Genomic DNA, 19072 nt, shown 5'->3' with positions numbered 1-19072 from the left:
CGGATAATAAAAAGCTCATGAGAAGCCAACGATGCCTTTCATGGGCTTTTCCTATGTTGACACTATGTCTTCCATGAAATGTGAACTTGCCAACTGAATAATAACTATACTATGACGCAGTCTACGGGATGCTTTTTATTTGCTTTTGAGGTATATTATATTTTGATACTTATATAATATCTAATAAAATAGCGTATTTTGAAAAAATATAAATAAAAATCTCAAATTACATAAAAATATAAGCATATAAATTGACTTTACAATAATTAAACCATATACTAATCTTGTAGATCTACAGAGGGATTGGTATCAGGTATCCATGGAGCTTGATACTGTAGTATGGGGATGGCACATACAATATTTGTGTGCTAGAATACAAGGAGAAGGGTATTATGGAAGATAAAGAAATACTTTCTACTCAATTTGAACCATGGGAAAAAGCCACTATAACCAATGCTGTAATGTTTCGCTTGGTTATGGAAAAGCCGGGATTGTGCAAGAAGTTATTGGAGAGACTACTAAATATAACCATATCAAAGATGGAAATTCCCGAATTTGAAAAGGATTTTAGGGAAGGAATGGTTAGCAGAGGTATCAGGCTGGATATCTACATTGAAGATGCAGATGGAACTGCTATTGATATCGAGATGCAGGCAGTTACTAAGAAAAAAGAGGAATTGGGGAAGCGGACAAGGTATTATCAGTCCGTTATGGACCATAATCTGTTGGCAAAGGGCCAGCATTATACGAAATTAAGAAAATCATACATTATCTTTATTTGCACATTTGACCCTTATGGTGCAGGCTTACCTCGGTATACCTTTTCTAATTTATGTGTATCAGATAATACCCTGGAGCTCTGTGATGAGGCATATAAGATTTTCTTTAATGCTTCTGCGGTGAATATGGATAATATCACCAAAGACCAGAGGGCATTTTTGAAGTATGTAAACGGCGGTTCTGCCGATGATGATTTCACACGGGAACTGGATAGCACTGTAAAGGAATATAGGGCAGATGAGAGAAAGAAGGCGACATATATGACTTTTCAGCAGGAAATAATGGAAATTGAAGCTCGTGGCGAAGCGCGTGGCGAAGTAAAGGGCGCACTAAAAATGGCGGTTCAAACAGTAAGGAATTTTATGTCCAAAAATCCTGAAATGGATGTTAATACTGTCATGGATGAGTTGAGTTATGAAGGCAAACTTCGTGAGCAGATTTTAAAGCATATCGTACAGTAATCCATAGCAATAATTAAAACTGCGGTTGAGATGAGTAATCATTTTGACCGCAGTTTTTATTGGCTCATACAGGAAAAAATGAAAAACGTGATTTAAGCTGGGGAAATGTGCGGAGATTTTTAATGAAGTGAAATAGGTCTATTGTCTTATTAAATTAATAAGTATCGTGCAAAATAATTAGAAAAAAATGAGAAAACAATTATACTCCTATTAGAATCCTCCGTTTATATTGTATGGGATGGATGATAGTGCTATAATCGTAAACGGCTTGTGGGGTTGCAAGCTAAAATAACATCATGGAGGAATGGTTATGAAATTACGAAGAGTATTGGCAATTTTTTGGATGATATTGCTGATGCTGACGGCAACATCCTATGCGGAAAATACGGAAAATCCAATTATAGCCGACACTCAAAACGGCTATATACGCATGGATGTTCCTTATGTCAAAAAGGTTACTTATTACGGGCGCAGTTATGTTCGATGTGCCTATACCACCCACGAGGAGCAGTATTTGCCTTATGGAATACCTGTGGTAAACGAAGTCGGTAAGGATTATGTGTTGTTTGATACAGCTGACGATATGGTAACGTATTATAGTGTTCCTATTGACATTGATAATTGGACAATGTATAAATTCAAGTTTGTAAATATTTCTGTTGCTGCACTTACGGTATACGACACAGTAAAAAGCATGTTCCCAGCTCTGTGCAACGAGGTGGCGGCGGACAATCGGGCCTTCGATGCTGCCCATAAAAATGATTTTAACCAAGCAGAAAAGGCTGTTTCTGAAAAGGATTGGGAAACGGCATACAAACATTTGAAAAACATCTATGATGGTGGTTGTCATGATCAGGCCATTGCCCGGGATTTAGGCAAGGCATGCTGGGAATTGGGTAATTACGATGAAGCCCTGGAGTGGGAAACCAGACGTATTGAGGCTGCACCTATAGCTTCTGCGTATAACCAGAGAGCATGGCATAATTACTTATTGGGAAATTATGAACAGGCCCTTGACGATGCCCAATGGGCAGTAATGAAGGATAAGGAAGATGCCAATATTCTTGATACAAGGGGCACGATTTATTATGCATTGGGCCAATATGATAAGGCCATGGCGGATTTTAATAAGAGCTTGGAAATAAATGATGAATCGGCTCATACCTATTATTACCGGTCTTTGTGCAATCAGGCATTGGGCAGGAAGAGTGATGCGGACTCTGACTACGGGAAGGCCGAGAAATACGATCCTAATATCATCGATGATATTGGCCGATTCCAACATGAACGTTTGAAGCACGCCAATACCAAGCAACAACGTCATCAGGACAAGATGAATAAGTACAAGGATGACTTAAAGAAGCTGAATGATGCTATATACGTTACCAATAATTCTTCACAGTTCCCTGCCAGAACCGTATGGGAGAATGATGGGGTTATTATATCTGTTGTTGGTGGCATTAAGCAGAACGAAACGGATGATTTTTATAAGGAAGTAGTACCACAGGATGTACGCACCAAGTATGAAGGTGGCGTATATCAGCAGCAGTATGAACAGCTTGGCTCAGCGGTTAATGTACCTACTGCTATGCCAGGTGCCGGCAACGGTCCGCAGCTGGCTTCTGACGGTGCTATTGTCACTGCACCATCCACGTTACCAACTAATAGCTCTGAGGAAATTTATGACTTGAATAATACTGTCCTTAAGTATTACTCAGAGGGACAGCGGTATATCCTTTCCTATGAAGACCCAATGAAGACCTACAATTATCTGAAGGCTAACTATGGCCCAACTACTGTGGATTTCGTTGACCGTCCTCATGGCAAATATCTGTTTAAACAGGATTATGGTTATATTTGGGGTGACTTCTCCTTCGATTACGATTATGATACCCATGAATATCTCATTTATGATGGTGCCGGCTTAAAGCAGGCGGTTCGTTTTGATGATGCGAACAATGCCGTTGTGGTAAGGGATTTTGTTAATAGTCAGGAAAGTGGCGTATATGAGTACAGTCAGTCCTTGGCTGCTTATGTTCTGTATCCACAGAATTACACCATTAAGCCACACATTTTAACCTTGGTCCGTAACATTATTTTCAATGGTGACAGTGATATCGGTGCCCAGTACGAGGTAGAAGATGGTCATGGGGTAATATATGAGGTAGCTCTGTATCCTGAAAAGGAAGTAGAAGCGCGCCCTAACCTGCCTGCCATGTGGTATAAGATGACCAATGAGAATGATCCGAGTGAATGGACTGCATTTACCTACGATAAGGCCACTAATGTATTTGCCATGTATGGTAATGACGGAGCAACAATATTTAATTACGCCAAACGGTGGTTTACTGATGCCAACCATATCGAAAACCATTTGACTGATACTCCGTTGAATGGCGCAATGGATGGCGTATATGAGCGTACCAGCTCCGGCGAGTACTACAGTGGTTATAGCAGTATTTTCACCTATGTAACTGATGGTTTGTTTAACTTCATGCATTATGTAAAGAAATTCTAAATGATTAATAGGGTGTGGCATTTTTGTCACACTCTATTTTTTATTGAAAAGTGACTAATCGCCTTATTTAATTGATTATTTCATAAGTATTTGTTATAATATCATTAGTTCAATGTTCAGATTGTGACCATACGCAGTCTGTCGTAAATAAAAGGAGGAATTGTAAAATTATGAAAGTTACAGTTGTAGGTGCAGGTAACGTAGGCGCTACCGCAGCAAATGTTATTGCAAGTGCTGGTTATGCTAGTGAAGTAGTACTTCTCGATATTAAAGAGGGTGTTTCCGAAGGTAAGGCTATGGATATGATGCAGACCTCTCAGATCCTTAACTTCAACACTACTATTACTGGTGTTACTAACGATTACTCTACTACTGCAGGTTCCAAGGTTGTTGTTATCACTTCCGGTATTCCTCGTAAGCCAGGTATGAGCCGTGAGGACCTCATCGGCGTTAATGCCGGCATCGTAGGCAGTGTTATTGAGCAGGCTGTTAAGTATTCCCCAGATGCAATCTTCATTGTTATCTCCAACCCAATGGATGCAATGACTTATCTTGCACTGAAGAATTCCGGCCTTCCTAAGAACAAGGTTATCGGTATGGGCGGTATGCTGGACAGCTCCCGCTTCCGTTATTTCCTGTCTTGCGCACTGAAGAAGAAGGGTTATCCTGCAACTCCTACCGACATCGAGGGTATGGTTATCGGTGGTCATAGTGACAAGACCATGGTTCCACTCGGATCCATCGCAACTTACAAGGGTATTCCTGTATCTCACTTCCTCAGCGAGGCTGAGCTTGAGGATGCTATTGCACAGACCAAGGTTGGCGGTGCTACCTTGACCGGTCTCCTGGGCACTTCCGCTTGGTATGCTCCAGGTGCTGCAGCTGGCGAGCTGGTTAAGTCCATCATCACTGATGGCAAGAAGCTCATTCCTTGCTGCGTATACCTCGAGGGTGAGTATGGCGAGGATGACCTCTGCATCGGCGTTCCAGTAATTCTGGGCGAGAACGGTATTGAGAAGATTGTTGAGCTGAAGCTCGAGGGCAAGGAGAAGGAGCGATTCGCTGAGTCCGTACAGGCAGCTCGCAACACTCAGAACAACCTGGGCGACGCACTGAAGAAGTAATTTTACTTCTAAACATCATATTTAATATGTACATGAAAGGTCTGCAGATTTCTGTGGACCTTTTTTGTATATTTTAAAAGTATACATGGATTTTTCAGAAAAATGTGTTAATTTATGGGTAAATAGTACCGATATATGTGGCAAGAAGAGATAATTAGTTAATTTTGGGGGATTATGGTTGATGTATTAGTGAATTAATAAAGTGAGGTGATCATCATGTTAGAGAAAATTGAAAGAGTAGCAAGAGTAAAGGGTGTTGACTGTGATGTGAACAGCCCATTCCTGCGGAAAAATAGTCGTGATGATCAGAATAATGGTAAATCCCCGTTCCACAAAATGCTTACCGAAAAGATGAGACAGCAGCGGGAAGATGCTCCGATTTCAGAGGCTTATGTGCTGGATTGTCAGCAGGTAACCCAGTCCCTGTTCTACGAGGGTGGCGTGGATTTGCGATTCTTTCGAGGAGGAGCTGAGGCGTAAATGATATTAGATGACGAAAAGTATATGAATCTTGCCCTGGCTGAAGCTCAGAAGGCTTACGAGCTCGGGGAAGTTCCTATAGGTGCCGTCCTTGTGGCCAAGGACGGCACTACTGTTTCTGTGGGACATAATCTGCGTGAAACAGCAAAAGATGCCACAGCCCATGCGGAGATAGAGGCTATACGGGCAGCAAACAAAAAGCTGGACAGGTGGCGTCTTTCCGGAACTACCCTTTATGTGACAATAGAGCCTTGTCCCATGTGTGCCGGGGCCATTGTGAACAGCCGCATTGACAGGGTGGTCTATGGTGGGGCTGACATTAAGGCCGGGGCAGTGCATTCTATTTTTAATGTATTGACAAACAGCAATCTTAACCATCAGACGGAGGTTACTGCCGGGGTATTGGAGGACAGATGCTGTGGCATAATGAGGGACTTTTTTAAGATGCGACGTGAGCAGAATAAAAAGAAAAGACAATACAATCCCCAAAGTTGTGAAAAAACAGAACAAGACACTTGTACACTTGAAAAAGAATGATAAAATATTAATTGACAATTATATATTTTTTGAGTATCATACTACTCATATTAAAATTATTACCGACTAAGCAGGTTGGTAATAGCTCAGAGAAAGAGGGGGAAGGATATGTCTAGTGAAAATGATGTTCAGAAGAAGGCGCAGGAGGCCATAAAGCAGACTGACCAAAAAGCTCAGGTAAAGCAGATGGTTTTGTGGTTTTCAGCACTGATTGTGGGCGGAGCCCTGGGATGGCTAAATATTCCGGTGCTTAACGATCTGTTCAACTTCGTTGCCACCGTATTTACCCGGCTGTTCCAGTTTGTGGCAGTTCCAACCATTGCTCTGGCAGTTATAACCACCTTGGCGACCTTGGGCACCAAGAAGGAAACAGGCCGAATTTTTGGTCACGCTGTGGTATATACCATGCTTACAACCATTGCGGCAGCGGCTGTGGGACTGGCCTTATACATCTTTATTGCACCGGAAAATTTACCAGCAGATGTTATTGGTGCCGGGGTTGCTGAGGTTCCGGATAAATTGGGGAAGCTGTCCTATTATGACCATTTCTTGTCGGTAATACCTAACAATTTGCTTCAGCCATTTTTAGCTGGCAATGTATTATCTATTCTCTTAATTGCCTTTGCAGTAGGTCTTGGTCTGGCCAATATGCCGAAAACGGAAAATGTACAGATGCTTATGAAGGTGATAAATGGCCTTCAGGAATTGCTCTTTACTCTGATAAGGGGCATTGTGTATGTGTTGCCAATCGGTATTGTGGCTTTTGCTGGTCAGCTGGCTGCCCAGATTGAGGCCGGTGTTATCGTAGGCTCCCTTGGTAAATATGTGGCTGTAGTTATGGGTGGAAACGTAATCCAGTTCTTCATTGTTTTGCCAATCTTCCTGCTTCTGAGAGGGCTCAATCCATTTACTGTATTTAAGAAGATGTCCCCGGCCCTGGCAGTGGCTCTGTTTACCAAGAGCTCTGCAGCAACATTGCCTGTTACCATGGCATCAGCTGAGGATAACTTAAAGGTAAACAAGAAGGTTTCCCGTTTTGTTTTGCCAATTTGTACCACCATCAATATGAATGGTTGCGCAGCATTTATTTTGGTAACTTCATTGTTCGTAATGCAGAATGCGGGCTTTGAGCTTTCCATGGGAACTATGATCACCTGGCTTTTTGTGGCAGTGTTCGCCGCAGTGGGGAATGCAGGCGTACCAATGGGATGTTATTTTTTGACCCTGTCCCTTATGTCCTCCATGGGTGCACCACTGGGAATTATGGGTGTTATTCTTCCTATTTACACTATTATTGACATGATAGAAACTGCAGAAAATGTTTGGTCAGACTCCTGTGTATGCGCTATGACCAACAATGATCTGAAGGATTCTCTTGACTGACAATTTAATCTGTGTTTTTAGTTAAGTCGGCTACTGAAAGGTGGCCGACTTTTTCTTCGCCTATTGACTTTTATGGTACCTGCTACCATAATTATTTGGTAGGAGTTGGTAATAATGTTTGATATGTTTCTTGAAAATAGAATTGTATTTTATGGCATGATTGCCGGTATTTTTATAGTGGTAAACGCCTTGGCATATTTATTATTGAAGTATATCCTTCCGTGGCAGGCCATGAGGACTTTGAAAAAGTTCAAGATTCGTGCCAAAAGCCGCAAGCTGCTTCCGTTGTTAAATCTGACAGGGCAGCTGGTTATGGGTATTTCTGGTGCTGTTACTAAGGGAGTGCCAATGGTATATGATATTATTCCCGCCGGTATAGCCCCATCTAAAATGATGACCTTTGCAGCATCTGCTGAGGCGGGTGTCCAGCATCCTTTGGCGGATGCAATAGCCGAGTGGGCCGACGAAAAGCACCTTGAATTATCTGAGGCCTCTGCCAGCAATGTGGTTCCAGGTAAAGGCGTTGAGGCTCTAATCAACCATCAGGAGGTCAGAGTTGGCACAGCGTCTTTTCTGCAGGACCATGATGTAAAAATCCCTGCGGAAATACTCACCAGGGCCGATCAGCTGGCAGGGAAGGGAAATGTGGTTTCCTTTGTAAGCATTGGTGGTTTTTGCCGTGGCTTTATTGTGTTTAGTGATGCCCTGCGGCCGACTGTCCCAGGTGCGGTTCAAACCCTTAGGGATTATGGTATTTCCACCGCTATTATGACCAGTGCTGCCGGCAGCACTGCCCGTAATATTGCCCGACAGGCCGGTATTAATAATGTTAATGCCGAAATGGATACCATGGAAAAGGCCAAGAAAATTACTATTATGAAGACTTCTGATTCCCTTATTGGAGCTGTGGCCACCACCAGCAATACCCAGGTTTTGGCCCAGTCAGCTGATATCAGCTTCGCCCTTAGTATTACTGATGAGTCAATTAAGGAGCAGTGTGATGTGTATGTGGACAGTGTGGATTTCGGTAATATAATGAGTGCAGTGGATATTGCCAGATATACATACAGCAAGCGAAAAACCGGCATTATTGTTACAGTGCTGTTTAATCTTGTTTTAGGTGCTATTACCAGCTACATTGTGGCTGAGTCAGCCCTGCCGTTTTTTGCACCAGTGCTGCCGATTATGGCAGGCGTGCTTTTCCTTATTGGTATTTTTGCCAACCAGTTCACTTATAACTATTAATAGAAAAATAGATTTAGAGTTTTAAGGAGTTACATTTTTATGGATAAAGAAGAATTTTCCGAGTTAGTAAATACAGTTCTTGATAATTCAGCCCGTCCTCCTCAGGAGCTTTTTGCCAATGGTTACGATGACTGGCATTGCCGTGCCCGTTTAGGTCATTTTCTGGCCATGCCGGAATTTAATCGTCTGGATGCTGCCAAGGAACTGTTTATGTCCGTGTTGGATGTGGAGCCAGACGAGGAAAATAGTCAGGATGTGGAGGAGAAGGCTTACGCCCTCCAGCACCTTAGTCAGGTGGAGAAGGATCAGAAGATTTATAACAAGGCCCTTGAGCACATCAATATGGCTATTGAAACTGCAGAATCCTATGATTATCTTTATAAATATATACTTAGAGGTGAGCTTTGGGCTCAGCGCTGGAATATTATGCATCTCATGAAGCAGACTGAGGATGCTGAGGCTGAGGTGGATGAGCGTATTGAGGTATTCAAGGATATTCCTATAGAACATAACAGCTATCTGTATTATGGTTACCGTTTCAAGGCCCAGTTGGCGGCGGAGCGTGGTGTTCCTCTTGTGGCCAAGGATTATATGCACATGGCGCTTCATAATATGGAGATTACTGAACAGTATAAAAAGAGATTGGATAAGGCATTTGCTGCCACCCATGAAAATATTTCTTGGATTTTGTCAGAAATTGACAAGGCAACACCTAATCCTGATAATCTGCATTGGGATATTTAAAGATAAATTAAAGGAGTGGGAACAGTGAGTTCCGATAAAATCGAAATACAGGCGAATGCAAAAATAAATCTGACGCTGGATATTTTGGGTACCAGAGATGACGGCTACCATGAGGTGGCTATGGTTATGCAGGAGGTAAGTCTTCACGATAACCTGTATATGGAAAAGACAGATGGCGGTATTGAGCTTGAAATTCCGGGCTCTGACCTGCCTGCGGATAATACCAATCTGTGCTATCGGGCAGCTGCACTTGTTATGGAGGAGTGCGGTCTTAATGCTGGGGTGAAAATAACCTTGGATAAGCATATACCCATTGCTGCAGGCCTGGCAGGAGGGTCATCTGATGCGGCGGCTGTTCTGAAGGGAATGAGCCAGCTTTATGAGCTAAATCTTTCAGAGGAAAAGCTATGTGAGCTGGGGGCACGTCTTGGTTCCGATATCCCTTTCTGCATAATGGGGGGCACCATGCTGTCCACTGGCCGGGGGGAGATTTTGGAGCGTTTGCCAGATTTTCCGGAGGTTGACATAGTGTTGGCCAAGCCAAAGGTGGGAGTATCCACGGCTTGGGCCTACAAGACCTATGATGCTGGCTATACTGGTCCTCACCCTGATAATAAGGCCATGATAAAGGCTATAGAGCGGGGGGATATTTTATCTGCAAGTAAATTGTTGTGTAATGTGCTGGAAAGTGTTACTATAAAAAAGCATGCCATTATCGACAGATATAAGAAGGAAATGTTGGATAAAGGGGCACTGGCCAGTATGATGTCAGGAAGCGGCCCTACAGTATTCGGCATTGCTCCTGATGCATCTGTGGCAGAGAAAATGGCGGCAGCGATAAAAAATATAGATAATGAGGCGGCTGTGTTTACAGCGAAAACTGTTGGCAGAAATAGAGGTTAATTATGGACACTAAATTATCACCTATTAAATTGGATAGCTATCAGCCTCTCCGTGAGGTAGTTTGTGAAACCCTCAGGGATGCTATTCGCAAGGGGAAATTGAAGCCCGGCGAACGACTTATGGAAAGCCAGTTAGCAGAGGATTTAGGTGTCAGCCGTACCCCTGTAAGGGAAGCAATCCGTAAGCTGGAGCTGGAGGGCTATGTTATTATGATGCCCCGTCGTGGAACCTATGTGGCTAATCTGTCAATCAGGGATGTAAATGAGGTTTTTGAAATCCGTACTTCCCTCGATTCTTTGGCCAGCGGTTTGGCTGCAGAGCGCATTACTGATGAGGAACTGGAAAGATTACAGCGCCTGTTGGTAGCCATTGGAGGATACATTGAGGAAAATGACATGGACAAAATCGTTGAGTGCGATACAGAATTCCATGACCTTTTGTATCAGGCAAGCCGCAATTCCCGTTTGGTAGGTATAATTTTCAATCTTCGTGAACAGCTCACCAGATTCCGTTCCACCTCCATGGCCTTTCCAGGCCGCCTGAAAGCAACTCTGGAGGAGCATCGTCGCATTGTGGAGGCCATAGCCCAGGGGGATGTGGCAGAAGCCCGGGCGGCTGCTGAATATCACATGGAAAAGTCTGAGCAGACTCTTTTGGAGAGCATGGAAGTCATGAAGAAGCGTGGAAAATAATTATATATAAAAATATTGGAGGCAATTTTTGATGCTGGATTTAGTAACAGTAATTTTAGCGGCAGGCAAGGGCACAAGGATGAAGTCCAAGCTGCCAAAGGTTTTACATAAAGTTGCGGGCAAGTCTATGCTGCAGCACGTTCTTGATGCTGCAACCAAGGCTGGTTCCAAACGCAATGTTGTAGTCGTGGGCTTTGGTGGCGACACCGTTAAGGAGGCTATTGGGGACCAGGCTGAGTTTGTGGTCCAGGCTGAGCAGCTGGGAACTGGTCACACAGTAAAGCAGGCAGCCCCACTTCTTTCCAAGGAGAAGGGAACTGTTATGGTGCTTTGCGGTGATACTCCTCTGGTTACTGCTGATCTTATCAGCAAGCTCTACAAGGGACATAAGGCTGCTGGTGCCAAGGCAACTGTGCTCACTGCCATTATGCCAGATGCCACTGGTTATGGCCGTATTATCCGTACGGCTGAGGGCGATGTTGCCCGTATCGTTGAGCAGAAGGATGCCACTGAGGAGGAGCGCCAGGTTAAGGAGGTAAACTCCGGTATTTATTGCTTTGAGTGCAAGGAGTTGTTTGAGGCCTTGGAGAAAGTGGGCTGTGATAACGCCCAGGGTGAATATTATCTTCCGGATGTATTGGGCATTCTCCGTGAGCAGGGTGAGAAAATCTGGGCTGTGGCTGCAGATGATTATGAATCCACTTTGGGCATAAATTCCCGTGTTCAGCTTTCCGGGGCAGAGAAGATTCTCCGTCGTCGCAAGAATATAGAATTGATGGATAACGGCGTAACCCTTATGGACCCAGACAGTACCTTTGTGGATGCTGACGTTGAGGTAGGCCCTGATACAGTGATTTATCCTTTCACCTGGCTGGAGGGCAATACTAAGATTGGTGCAAATTGCGAAATCGGTCCTAACTGCCGCTTTAGCAATGTTACCATTGGGGATGGCGTAAAAGGCCATTTCGCTTATGGTCATGACTGCATCGTTGATGATGGCGTTGACTTTGGCCCGTATGTTCATCTTCGTCCTAATACCCATATAGGCAAGGACGTTCATATCGGAAACTTTGTTGAGGTTAAAAATTCCAACATCGGTGAGGGTACCAAGCTGCCTCATCTCCAGTATATCGGTGATGCTGATGTGGGAAGCCATGTAAACTGTGGCTGTGGTACTGTTACCGTTAACTACGACGGCAAGAACAAGCATCGTACTGTCATTGGTGACAATGCCTTTGTGGGTTGCCAGACAGCACTGGTGGCTCCTGTAACAGTTGGTGAGGGCGCATATATTGGTGCCGGTTCCACTATTACCAAGGATATTCCAGCCTCTGATTTGGCTATTGCCAGGGCTCACCAAAAAAATATAAGTGGATGGGCAGATAAACGAAAAAATTAAAGTGGATATTTCAGTGTTTTACTGATAATATATATACGGAAATTTTTTGCTGGGAAATCCCAGTTGAAAATTTTCCCCAAAAGAAATTTGTTTTATTAAAGTTTGGAGGCTTTATAAAAAATGTCACAATCTGCAAAGAGTAACATGCGTCTTTTAGCTGGTAATGCGAATCCAGAGCTGGCTCAGGAAATTGCCGAGCACCTTGGTATCAGCCTTATCGAGGCACAGGTGGGCCATTTCAACAACGGTGAAATCCAGGTTATGATCAGTGAAAGTATTCGCGGTAAGGATATCTTCATTATCCAGCCTACCAGCCAGCCAGTTAATGAGAATCTGATGGAGCTTCTCATTATGACTGATGCTTGTAAGCGTGCATCTGCTCATAGCGTAACCGCCGTAGTTCCTTATTATGCTTATGCCCGTCAGGACCGTAAGACCCGTGGCCGTGAGCCTATTTCCGCAAAGCTGGTTGCAAATTTGATGCAGTCTGCTGGTATGGACCGTGTAGTTACTGTTGACCTTCATGCTGGCCAGATTCAGGGCTTCTTTGATATTCCGGTAGACCATTTGGCAGCAGCTCCTGCAATGGCTGAGTATTTCAAGGAGCTTAATCTTGAGGATGCTATTGTGGTATCCCCTGACCTCGGCGGTGTTACCCGTGCCCGTAAAATGGCTGATTTGCTGGATGTTGGCATTGCCATTGTGGAGAAGCGCCGTCCACGCCCTGGTTGTGCAGAGGTTATGAACCTCATCGGTGAGGTTAAGGGCAAGACCTGTATCATGATTGATGATATGGTTGATACTGCTGGTTCCCTCTGTGAAGGTGCCAAGGCTTTGAAGAAGCTGGGTGCCAAGGAGGTTTATGCTTGCTGCTCTCATGGTATTTTGACTGATCCTGCTGTACAGCGTATAAATGACTCTGTTATTAAGCAGCTTATTATTACAAATACTATTCCATTGGCTCCAGAGAAGCGTTCCAACAAGATTGTAACCATTTCTCTGGCACCTATGTTGGCTGAGTTCATTGATTGTATTTACAACAATGGTTCTGTAAGTAAGCTCTTCAAATAATAATTAAATAATGCAAGGGGCGAATCTCGGTTCGCCCTTTTCGTTTAGCAAGAATTTTGGGGTGATAATAATGGAATTTGCAAAAAGAATGGAACAGTTTGGAGAAGGGGTATTCTCCAGATTGGCAGAAATGCGCAAGGAGCGTATGGCTGCCGGTAAAAATGTCATTGACCTGAGTATCGGTGCGCCTAATATTCCACCTGCCAAGCGGATCATGGAAGCAATGGCCAAGGCCGTAATGGATCCAGCCAACTATGTATATGCCATTTCTGACAGAAAGGCTATGCTGGATGCTGTGGCCCGGTGGTATCAGCGTCGCTACAATGTAACCTTGGATCCTGATACGGAAATTTGCTCTCTTTTGGGTTCTCAGGATGGACTGGCTCATATTGCCCTTTCAATTTTGGACCCAGGGGATATTATGATGGTTCCGGATCCATGCTATCCAATTTTTGCAGATGGTCCTCGTATTGCCGGGGCTGAGCTTTATTATATGCCTCAGAAAAAAGAGCACGATTATGTGATTCAGCTTGGGGATATTCCTGAGGAAGTGGCACGTAAGGCCAAATTCATGCTGGTTTCCTATCCTAATAATCCAACAGCAGCTATGGCACCAATAGAGTTCTACAAGGAGCTTATTGCCTTCGCTAAAAAATATGACATCATTGTTTTGCATGATAACGCTTATAGCGAGCTGGTATTTGACGGCCGTGAATGGGGTAGCTTTCTGGAGCTTCCTGGAGCCAAGGAGGTCGGTGTGGAGTTCAACTCCCTGTCCAAGACCTACGGTCTGGCAGGTGCCCGTATAGGCTATTGCCTTGGTAATTCCAAAGTTGTTGGTATGCTAAAGACTTTGAAATCAAATATGGATTACGGAATGTTTTTGCCAATTCAGGCGGCGGCTATTGAGGCAATTTCCGGGGATCAGTCCATTGTGGCGGAAACCAGAGCAGCCTACGAGCGTCGTCGTGATGTCCTTTGTGATGGCCTTATTGAAGCTGGCTGGCAGATGGATAAGCCACCTGGAACTATGTTTGTATGGGCACCGATTCCAGCCTCTTATGAGCATTCTGAAGCCTTTGTTAAGGATTTATTGGATAAGACTGGGGTGCTGGTAACCCCTGGTAGTGCCTTTGGACCTTCCGGAGAGGGCTATGTCCGTATGGCACTGGTACAGTCTGAGGAGGATATGCAGCGGGCTGTGGATGAGGTAAAGAAATCCGGTATTTTTGCCTGATGTTGTCTGTCAATGGACTTTTGTTATGCTTAATTGTTATATTAGGTATCCGAAATATATATTTTTAGTTGAGAAAAAATGTATTTTGTATTAAAATAAATGAGTATTTATTCTCAATAAAAGAAAGTAGGAAAAACACATGGTAGAATCTGTATGGTCAATATTGCCACCTATAATCACTATTGTGCTGGCATTGGCGACAAAGGAAGTGTATATGTCACTGCTTATCGGTATTTTCTCCGGTGCTTTGCTATATACAAATTTCAATGTTATTGAAGCCATTATGACTATGTTTGATGTGCTGGCTGATAAGGTTGGCGGCAATGTCAATATCTTGGTCTTTTTGGTAATCCTGGGTATTATTGTGGCGGCTATTACCCGCTCCGGTGCCACCCGGGCTTATGGTGAGTGGGCGGCAGAAAACATCAAGGGACGTCGCAGTGCAATGCTTTTGACTGCTGTCCTTGGTATTGTAATTTTCATCGATGACTATTTTAACTGTCTCACCGTTGGTACTGTAATGCGTCCAATTACGGATAAATTTAAGATTTCCCGTGCCAAGCTGGCTTACATTATTGATGCCACTGCGGCACCTATCTGTATTTTGGCGCCAGTATCCAGCTGGGCGGCAGCTGTAGGCTCTTCCCTGCCTGAGAACAGCGAAATCGATGGGTTTTCCCTGTTTTTGCAGACCATACCATTTAACCTCTATGCTCTTTTGACCATGGTATTTATGGTTTTCATCATAGCTTCCCAACGTGATGTATTTTCCATGGCGGCTTATGTGAAAAAGAACCAGGAACACTTCATTGTACCAAAGGAATATCGGGATAGTGAGGAAGAAGCTCCCTTGGGAAACGGTAGAATTATTGATTTGATTTTGCCATTGCTGGTACTTATTGCCGCCTGTGTATATGGTATGCTTTACACTGGTGGTATCAATGAGGGCAAGACCATTGCAGATGCCTTTGCGGACTGTGACAGCTCCAAGGGGTTGGTATTTGGTTCCTTTACTGCATTTGTGTTTACTGCTCTGCTGTATCTGCCACGCAGGGTTATTTCCTTTAAGTCCTTCTGCGAAACCTTTGTACAGGGCTTTAAGGCCATGACTCCTGCAAATTTGATTCTCTGCTTTGCCTGGACTCTTTCCGGTATCTGCAGTGACAAGTATCTTAATCTTGGCGGTTATGTGGGAATGCTGGTAAGTGCCAACACTGATGTGGTAATGTTCCTGCCGGTGATTTTCTTTGTTGTGGCTATTATTTTGGCCTTTGCCACCGGAACCTCATGGGGAACCTTCGGCATTCTTATACCTATTGCGGTAGCTGTTATTGGACCAAATGATGCAAATATGCTGGCTATCACTGTGGCAGCTATTTTGTCCGGTGCAGTAGGTGGCGACCACGCTTCACCTATTTCCGATACGACAATTTTGGCTTCTGCCGGTGCCCAGTGCAGTCACCTTGACCATGTAAGCACTCAGATTCCTTATGTGCTGATTGTGGCCAGTGCCAGCTTTGTAGGTTATATGGTGGATGGTTATACCATGAACGGCTGGTATGGTCTGGCTGCGGCAGCTGTTATTTTGGCAGTGGTTATGGCTATAATCTGTGCCAAGGTTAAGCCTGTTGACGTTGATCATTAATTTTTAAATATTATATAATTACAACACCTGTGCATTTTTGTGCAGGTGTTTTATTTTCGCCTTGACATTCAGTTGGTATAGTTTTATTCTTAATAGGTTGTAGAAGATTGAAAAATGAGGAGATGATGTTGTGGTTACAACAGTACGTCACAAGGTTAACTTTTATGACACAGATGCCATGGCTGTGGTGCATCATTCCAACTACATCAGATGGTTTGAAATCGGTCGTGTGGAGTTTCTTCGGGAGGCTGGCATTACCCTGAATCAGCTTATGGATGATGGTTATGTTTTTCCGATTACGGAAGTTAGTGCCAAATATGTCAATTCTGCCAAATTTGATGATGAATTGATTATTGAAACTACTCCTGAAGCCCTTACTAAGGCGAAGATGGCATTTACATACCGTATTTTGCGGGCATCCGATGATACCCTGCTGGTAACTGGCAGGACACAGAATGTTTTTACTTCAATGGAAACTGGCAAGATTACCCGCTTGCCGGAAAACTACTACAATAAATTAAAAGCAATGCTGGATTGATTAATCATAAGGCATTCAAACAGTTGGAGGTATAATTTATGGAAACCGTGTTATTGTGTATAGTCGCTGTTGCAATTCTGATTGTACTTTTTACGAAATTGTATTTTATGCATTTAGGAGTGGAGAATGTAATTGCAAAGAAGGATAGCCGTAGTGCCTTTGTAGTGGATGAACAGACTGAGGATAGCCTGACCTTCAGCACCAATGTTGAATTTGTGAATGAGGGCAAGCAGTGTACTGTTATGATGGACTGCTTTGTTCGCCCACAGCTCCCTTATGAGCAGTATGATGGTGTTGAAACAAGAGGTCATGCGGAGCTCCTGTCCGCTCCCCGTGAGGATGATTATTTTGAGGCTTATATCATTCAGCGGAAGGGATATGGAAAGGATCTTGACCGCGCTACCATTAAGGCCCAGATTAAGCTCATTGCCCGTCATGGCATGACCATTAAGGAAGCCATTTCCAAGATGCCTGACTTCAATTTCTTGATTATTTGGATGGAAGCTGGCCGCATGGAGGCTCATTACCGTCAGGTTCGTATCGAGGTACCGGCAGCGGAAATCGCCAAACTTGTCGGCACTGAACTGGTTGAAGCATAAGGAGGGCATTTGACATGAGTAATGATGCAAAAATTGAACTGATTCCAATCCCTACCAGAATTCTTACTGATAAGGATGATATTATTGATACAGTAGAGCGTTATACCAAGGACAAGATTGGTCCTGATGATGTTATTTCTGTAGCGGAAAGTGTTGTGGCTATTACCCAGGGGCGGGCCGTGCGTCCTGAGGATTTGAAAATTACCAAGGTGGCAAAGTTTTGTTGCCGGTTTATCCCTGATTATGGCTCCTTGGCCACCCCACACGGCATGCAGTCCTTGATGGATGTGGAGGGCAAGTGGCGTGTGGCCGGTGCACTTTTTGCTGGCTTTTTGGGAAAAATTGTGGGCTTAAAAGGCCTCTTTTACAAGTGGGGCGGTGAGCAGACTGCTCTTATCGATGACGTTACCGGTACTATGCCACCATTTGATAAGCACATTGTTTATGGTCCGAAGGATCCTGACAAGGTTGTTGAACAGCTCAAGGCACGTCTGGGCTGCTTTGGCGGTCTTATCGCTGACGTAAATGATTTGAAGCGTTCCCGGGTGGTTGGTCAGTCCAAGGGCCTCAATGGTCTTATGGCGGCTAATCTTCTGATTGATAATCCTTTTGGTAATGCTTCCCAGAAGACCCCAATTGTTATTATCAAGAACTTTAGACAGTATCAGGAACAGAACAGTTAAGATTTTTGTGCCCCGTCGCCCATATAGGTGGCGGGGATTTTTGCTAAGAAATCTTAGTGAATCAAATCCAAAGGATGCAGATGAACTTTAGATTTCGTGTAAGGGCTGATGAAAGCCTGTATGCTTTCATCTTGCTTTCTAAGGAGGAAAAATATGGAAAGAAAAGATGGCCGTAAGAATGACCAGCTTCGTAAATACAAGATAAACCGTCATTTTCAGATTCACCCGGCAGGCTCCGTGCTTATTGAGATGGGGAATACCAAGGTAATTTGTGCTGCCACTATTGAGGACCGTGTGCCCAGCTTTTTAAAGGGAACTGGTGAAGGCTGGCTTACAGCTGAATATTCCCTGTTGCCAAGTGCTACAAATACCCGAACCTCCAGAGAGGCTGCCAGGGGTAAGCAAACTGGCCGTACCCAGGAGATTCAGCGCCTTATTGGTCGTAGTCTGCGTTCTGTAATGGATTTGAAGGCTTTGGGGGAAAGAACTGTTACTGTTGATTGTGACGTTATTCAGGCCGATGGCGGTACCCGTACAGCTTCTATTACAGGTGCCTTTATTGCTGTGGTGGAAGCCTGTGCAACCATTTATGACGGCACGAAGCCTTTTCCTGTAAAAGATTTTTTGTCAGCCATCAGCGTGGGAATTTCTGCATCGGGGGAGCCTATACTTGATTTAAATTATGAGGAAGACTCCAGCTGCATTGTGGACATGAATGTGGTGCGTACTGGTATGGGCCAGTTCGTGGAGGTTCAGGGGACCGGCGAGGGCAGGCCATTTAGCCGTGAAGAAATGGATAACTTACTGGCATTGGCAGAAAAGGGTACCGATGAACTGATTTCCTATGAAAAGGATATTTTGGGCAATGATTTAGTATGGAAAGTTGGCCGGGAATAAAAAGTTTTTAAAAAAAATTTCTTGTCGGTAAAATATGCTAATGATAAGGCGAATATTCTATAAACACCGATTATCACTGAATTGTCAGACGACCAAAGAAAAATTACGAATACCATTCATCTTTTTAGTGGCAAAC

18 protein-coding genes are annotated in these 19072 nt (G+C 43.9%); all 18 read left to right on the top strand.

Annotated elements, in window-relative coordinates; genetic code table 11:
* The first annotated feature begins 392 nt into the window (after positions 1-392).
* Complete coding sequence (locus tag B6K08_RS03380; RefSeq protein ID WP_080325373.1) at positions 393-1241, top strand: Rpn family recombination-promoting nuclease/putative transposase; 849 nt, start codon at positions 393-395, stop codon at positions 1239-1241.
* Between the two features lie 310 nt (positions 1242-1551).
* Positions 1552-3759, top strand: a complete 2208-nt coding sequence (locus B6K08_RS03375) for a tetratricopeptide repeat protein (RefSeq protein WP_159446675.1) — start codon at positions 1552-1554, stop codon at positions 3757-3759.
* A 170-nt stretch (positions 3760-3929) separates the two neighbouring features.
* A complete protein-coding gene (locus B6K08_RS03370; RefSeq protein WP_080325371.1) occupies positions 3930-4883 on the top strand; it encodes a malate dehydrogenase in 954 nt (317 codons plus the stop codon).
* Between the two features lie 216 nt (positions 4884-5099).
* Positions 5100-5363, top strand: a complete 264-nt coding sequence (locus B6K08_RS03365; protein WP_080325370.1) for a hypothetical protein — start codon at positions 5100-5102, stop codon at positions 5361-5363.
* A complete protein-coding gene (tadA, locus tag B6K08_RS03360; RefSeq protein ID WP_268761927.1) occupies positions 5364-5900 on the top strand; it encodes a tRNA adenosine(34) deaminase TadA in 537 nt (178 codons plus the stop codon).
* Between the two features lie 108 nt (positions 5901-6008).
* Positions 6009-7283: a dicarboxylate/amino acid:cation symporter gene (locus B6K08_RS03355; protein ID WP_039208724.1), complete on the top strand. Its 1275-nt coding sequence runs from the start codon at positions 6009-6011 to the stop codon at positions 7281-7283.
* A 114-nt stretch (positions 7284-7397) separates the two neighbouring features.
* On the top strand, positions 7398-8528 hold the full coding sequence (locus tag B6K08_RS03350) for an HAD family hydrolase (RefSeq protein ID WP_080325369.1): 1131 nt from the start codon (positions 7398-7400) through the stop codon (positions 8526-8528).
* 39 nt (positions 8529-8567) lie between these two features.
* A complete protein-coding gene (locus B6K08_RS03345; protein WP_080325368.1) occupies positions 8568-9272 on the top strand; it encodes a hypothetical protein in 705 nt (234 codons plus the stop codon).
* A gap of 24 nt (positions 9273-9296) precedes the next feature.
* Complete coding sequence (gene ispE, locus B6K08_RS03340; RefSeq protein ID WP_234985198.1) at positions 9297-10175, top strand: 4-(cytidine 5'-diphospho)-2-C-methyl-D-erythritol kinase; 879 nt, start codon at positions 9297-9299, stop codon at positions 10173-10175.
* Between the two features lie 2 nt (positions 10176-10177).
* Positions 10178-10867: a GntR family transcriptional regulator gene (locus B6K08_RS03335; RefSeq protein WP_080325367.1), complete on the top strand. Its 690-nt coding sequence runs from the start codon at positions 10178-10180 to the stop codon at positions 10865-10867.
* A gap of 31 nt (positions 10868-10898) precedes the next feature.
* Positions 10899-12266 (top strand): bifunctional UDP-N-acetylglucosamine diphosphorylase/glucosamine-1-phosphate N-acetyltransferase GlmU, encoded by a 1368-nt coding sequence (gene glmU, locus B6K08_RS03330; protein ID WP_080325366.1) that lies wholly within the window; start codon positions 10899-10901, stop codon positions 12264-12266.
* Positions 12267-12386: 120 nt separating this feature from the next.
* Positions 12387-13337: a ribose-phosphate diphosphokinase gene (locus tag B6K08_RS03325; protein WP_234985188.1), complete on the top strand. Its 951-nt coding sequence runs from the start codon at positions 12387-12389 to the stop codon at positions 13335-13337.
* Between the two features lie 70 nt (positions 13338-13407).
* Positions 13408-14574: an aminotransferase class I/II-fold pyridoxal phosphate-dependent enzyme gene (locus tag B6K08_RS03320; protein ID WP_080325365.1), complete on the top strand. Its 1167-nt coding sequence runs from the start codon at positions 13408-13410 to the stop codon at positions 14572-14574.
* Between the two features lie 139 nt (positions 14575-14713).
* Complete coding sequence (locus tag B6K08_RS03315; protein WP_080325364.1) at positions 14714-16219, top strand: Na+/H+ antiporter NhaC family protein; 1506 nt, start codon at positions 14714-14716, stop codon at positions 16217-16219.
* A 130-nt stretch (positions 16220-16349) separates the two neighbouring features.
* Positions 16350-16757 carry an acyl-CoA thioesterase gene (locus B6K08_RS03310; protein WP_039207407.1) on the top strand — a complete coding sequence of 136 codons (408 nt, stop codon included), beginning with the start codon at positions 16350-16352 and terminating at the stop codon, positions 16755-16757.
* Between the two features lie 38 nt (positions 16758-16795).
* Positions 16796-17356: a hypothetical protein gene (locus B6K08_RS03305; protein ID WP_080325363.1), complete on the top strand. Its 561-nt coding sequence runs from the start codon at positions 16796-16798 to the stop codon at positions 17354-17356.
* Between the two features lie 14 nt (positions 17357-17370).
* Complete coding sequence (locus B6K08_RS03300; protein ID WP_027397323.1) at positions 17371-18039, top strand: coenzyme F420-0:L-glutamate ligase; 669 nt, start codon at positions 17371-17373, stop codon at positions 18037-18039.
* Positions 18040-18192: 153 nt separating this feature from the next.
* Positions 18193-18936 carry a ribonuclease PH gene (gene rph / locus B6K08_RS03295; RefSeq protein ID WP_080325362.1) on the top strand — a complete coding sequence of 248 codons (744 nt, stop codon included), beginning with the start codon at positions 18193-18195 and terminating at the stop codon, positions 18934-18936.
* Positions 18937-19072 lie beyond the last annotated feature (136 nt).

Source organism: Anaerovibrio lipolyticus DSM 3074 (assembly GCF_900141865.1).
GTDB classification, from domain to species: domain Bacteria; phylum Bacillota; class Negativicutes; order Selenomonadales; family Selenomonadaceae; genus Anaerovibrio; species Anaerovibrio lipolyticus.
Note: the sequence above shows the minus strand (reverse complement) of the source record. Positions and strands in the feature narration are given on the sequence as shown.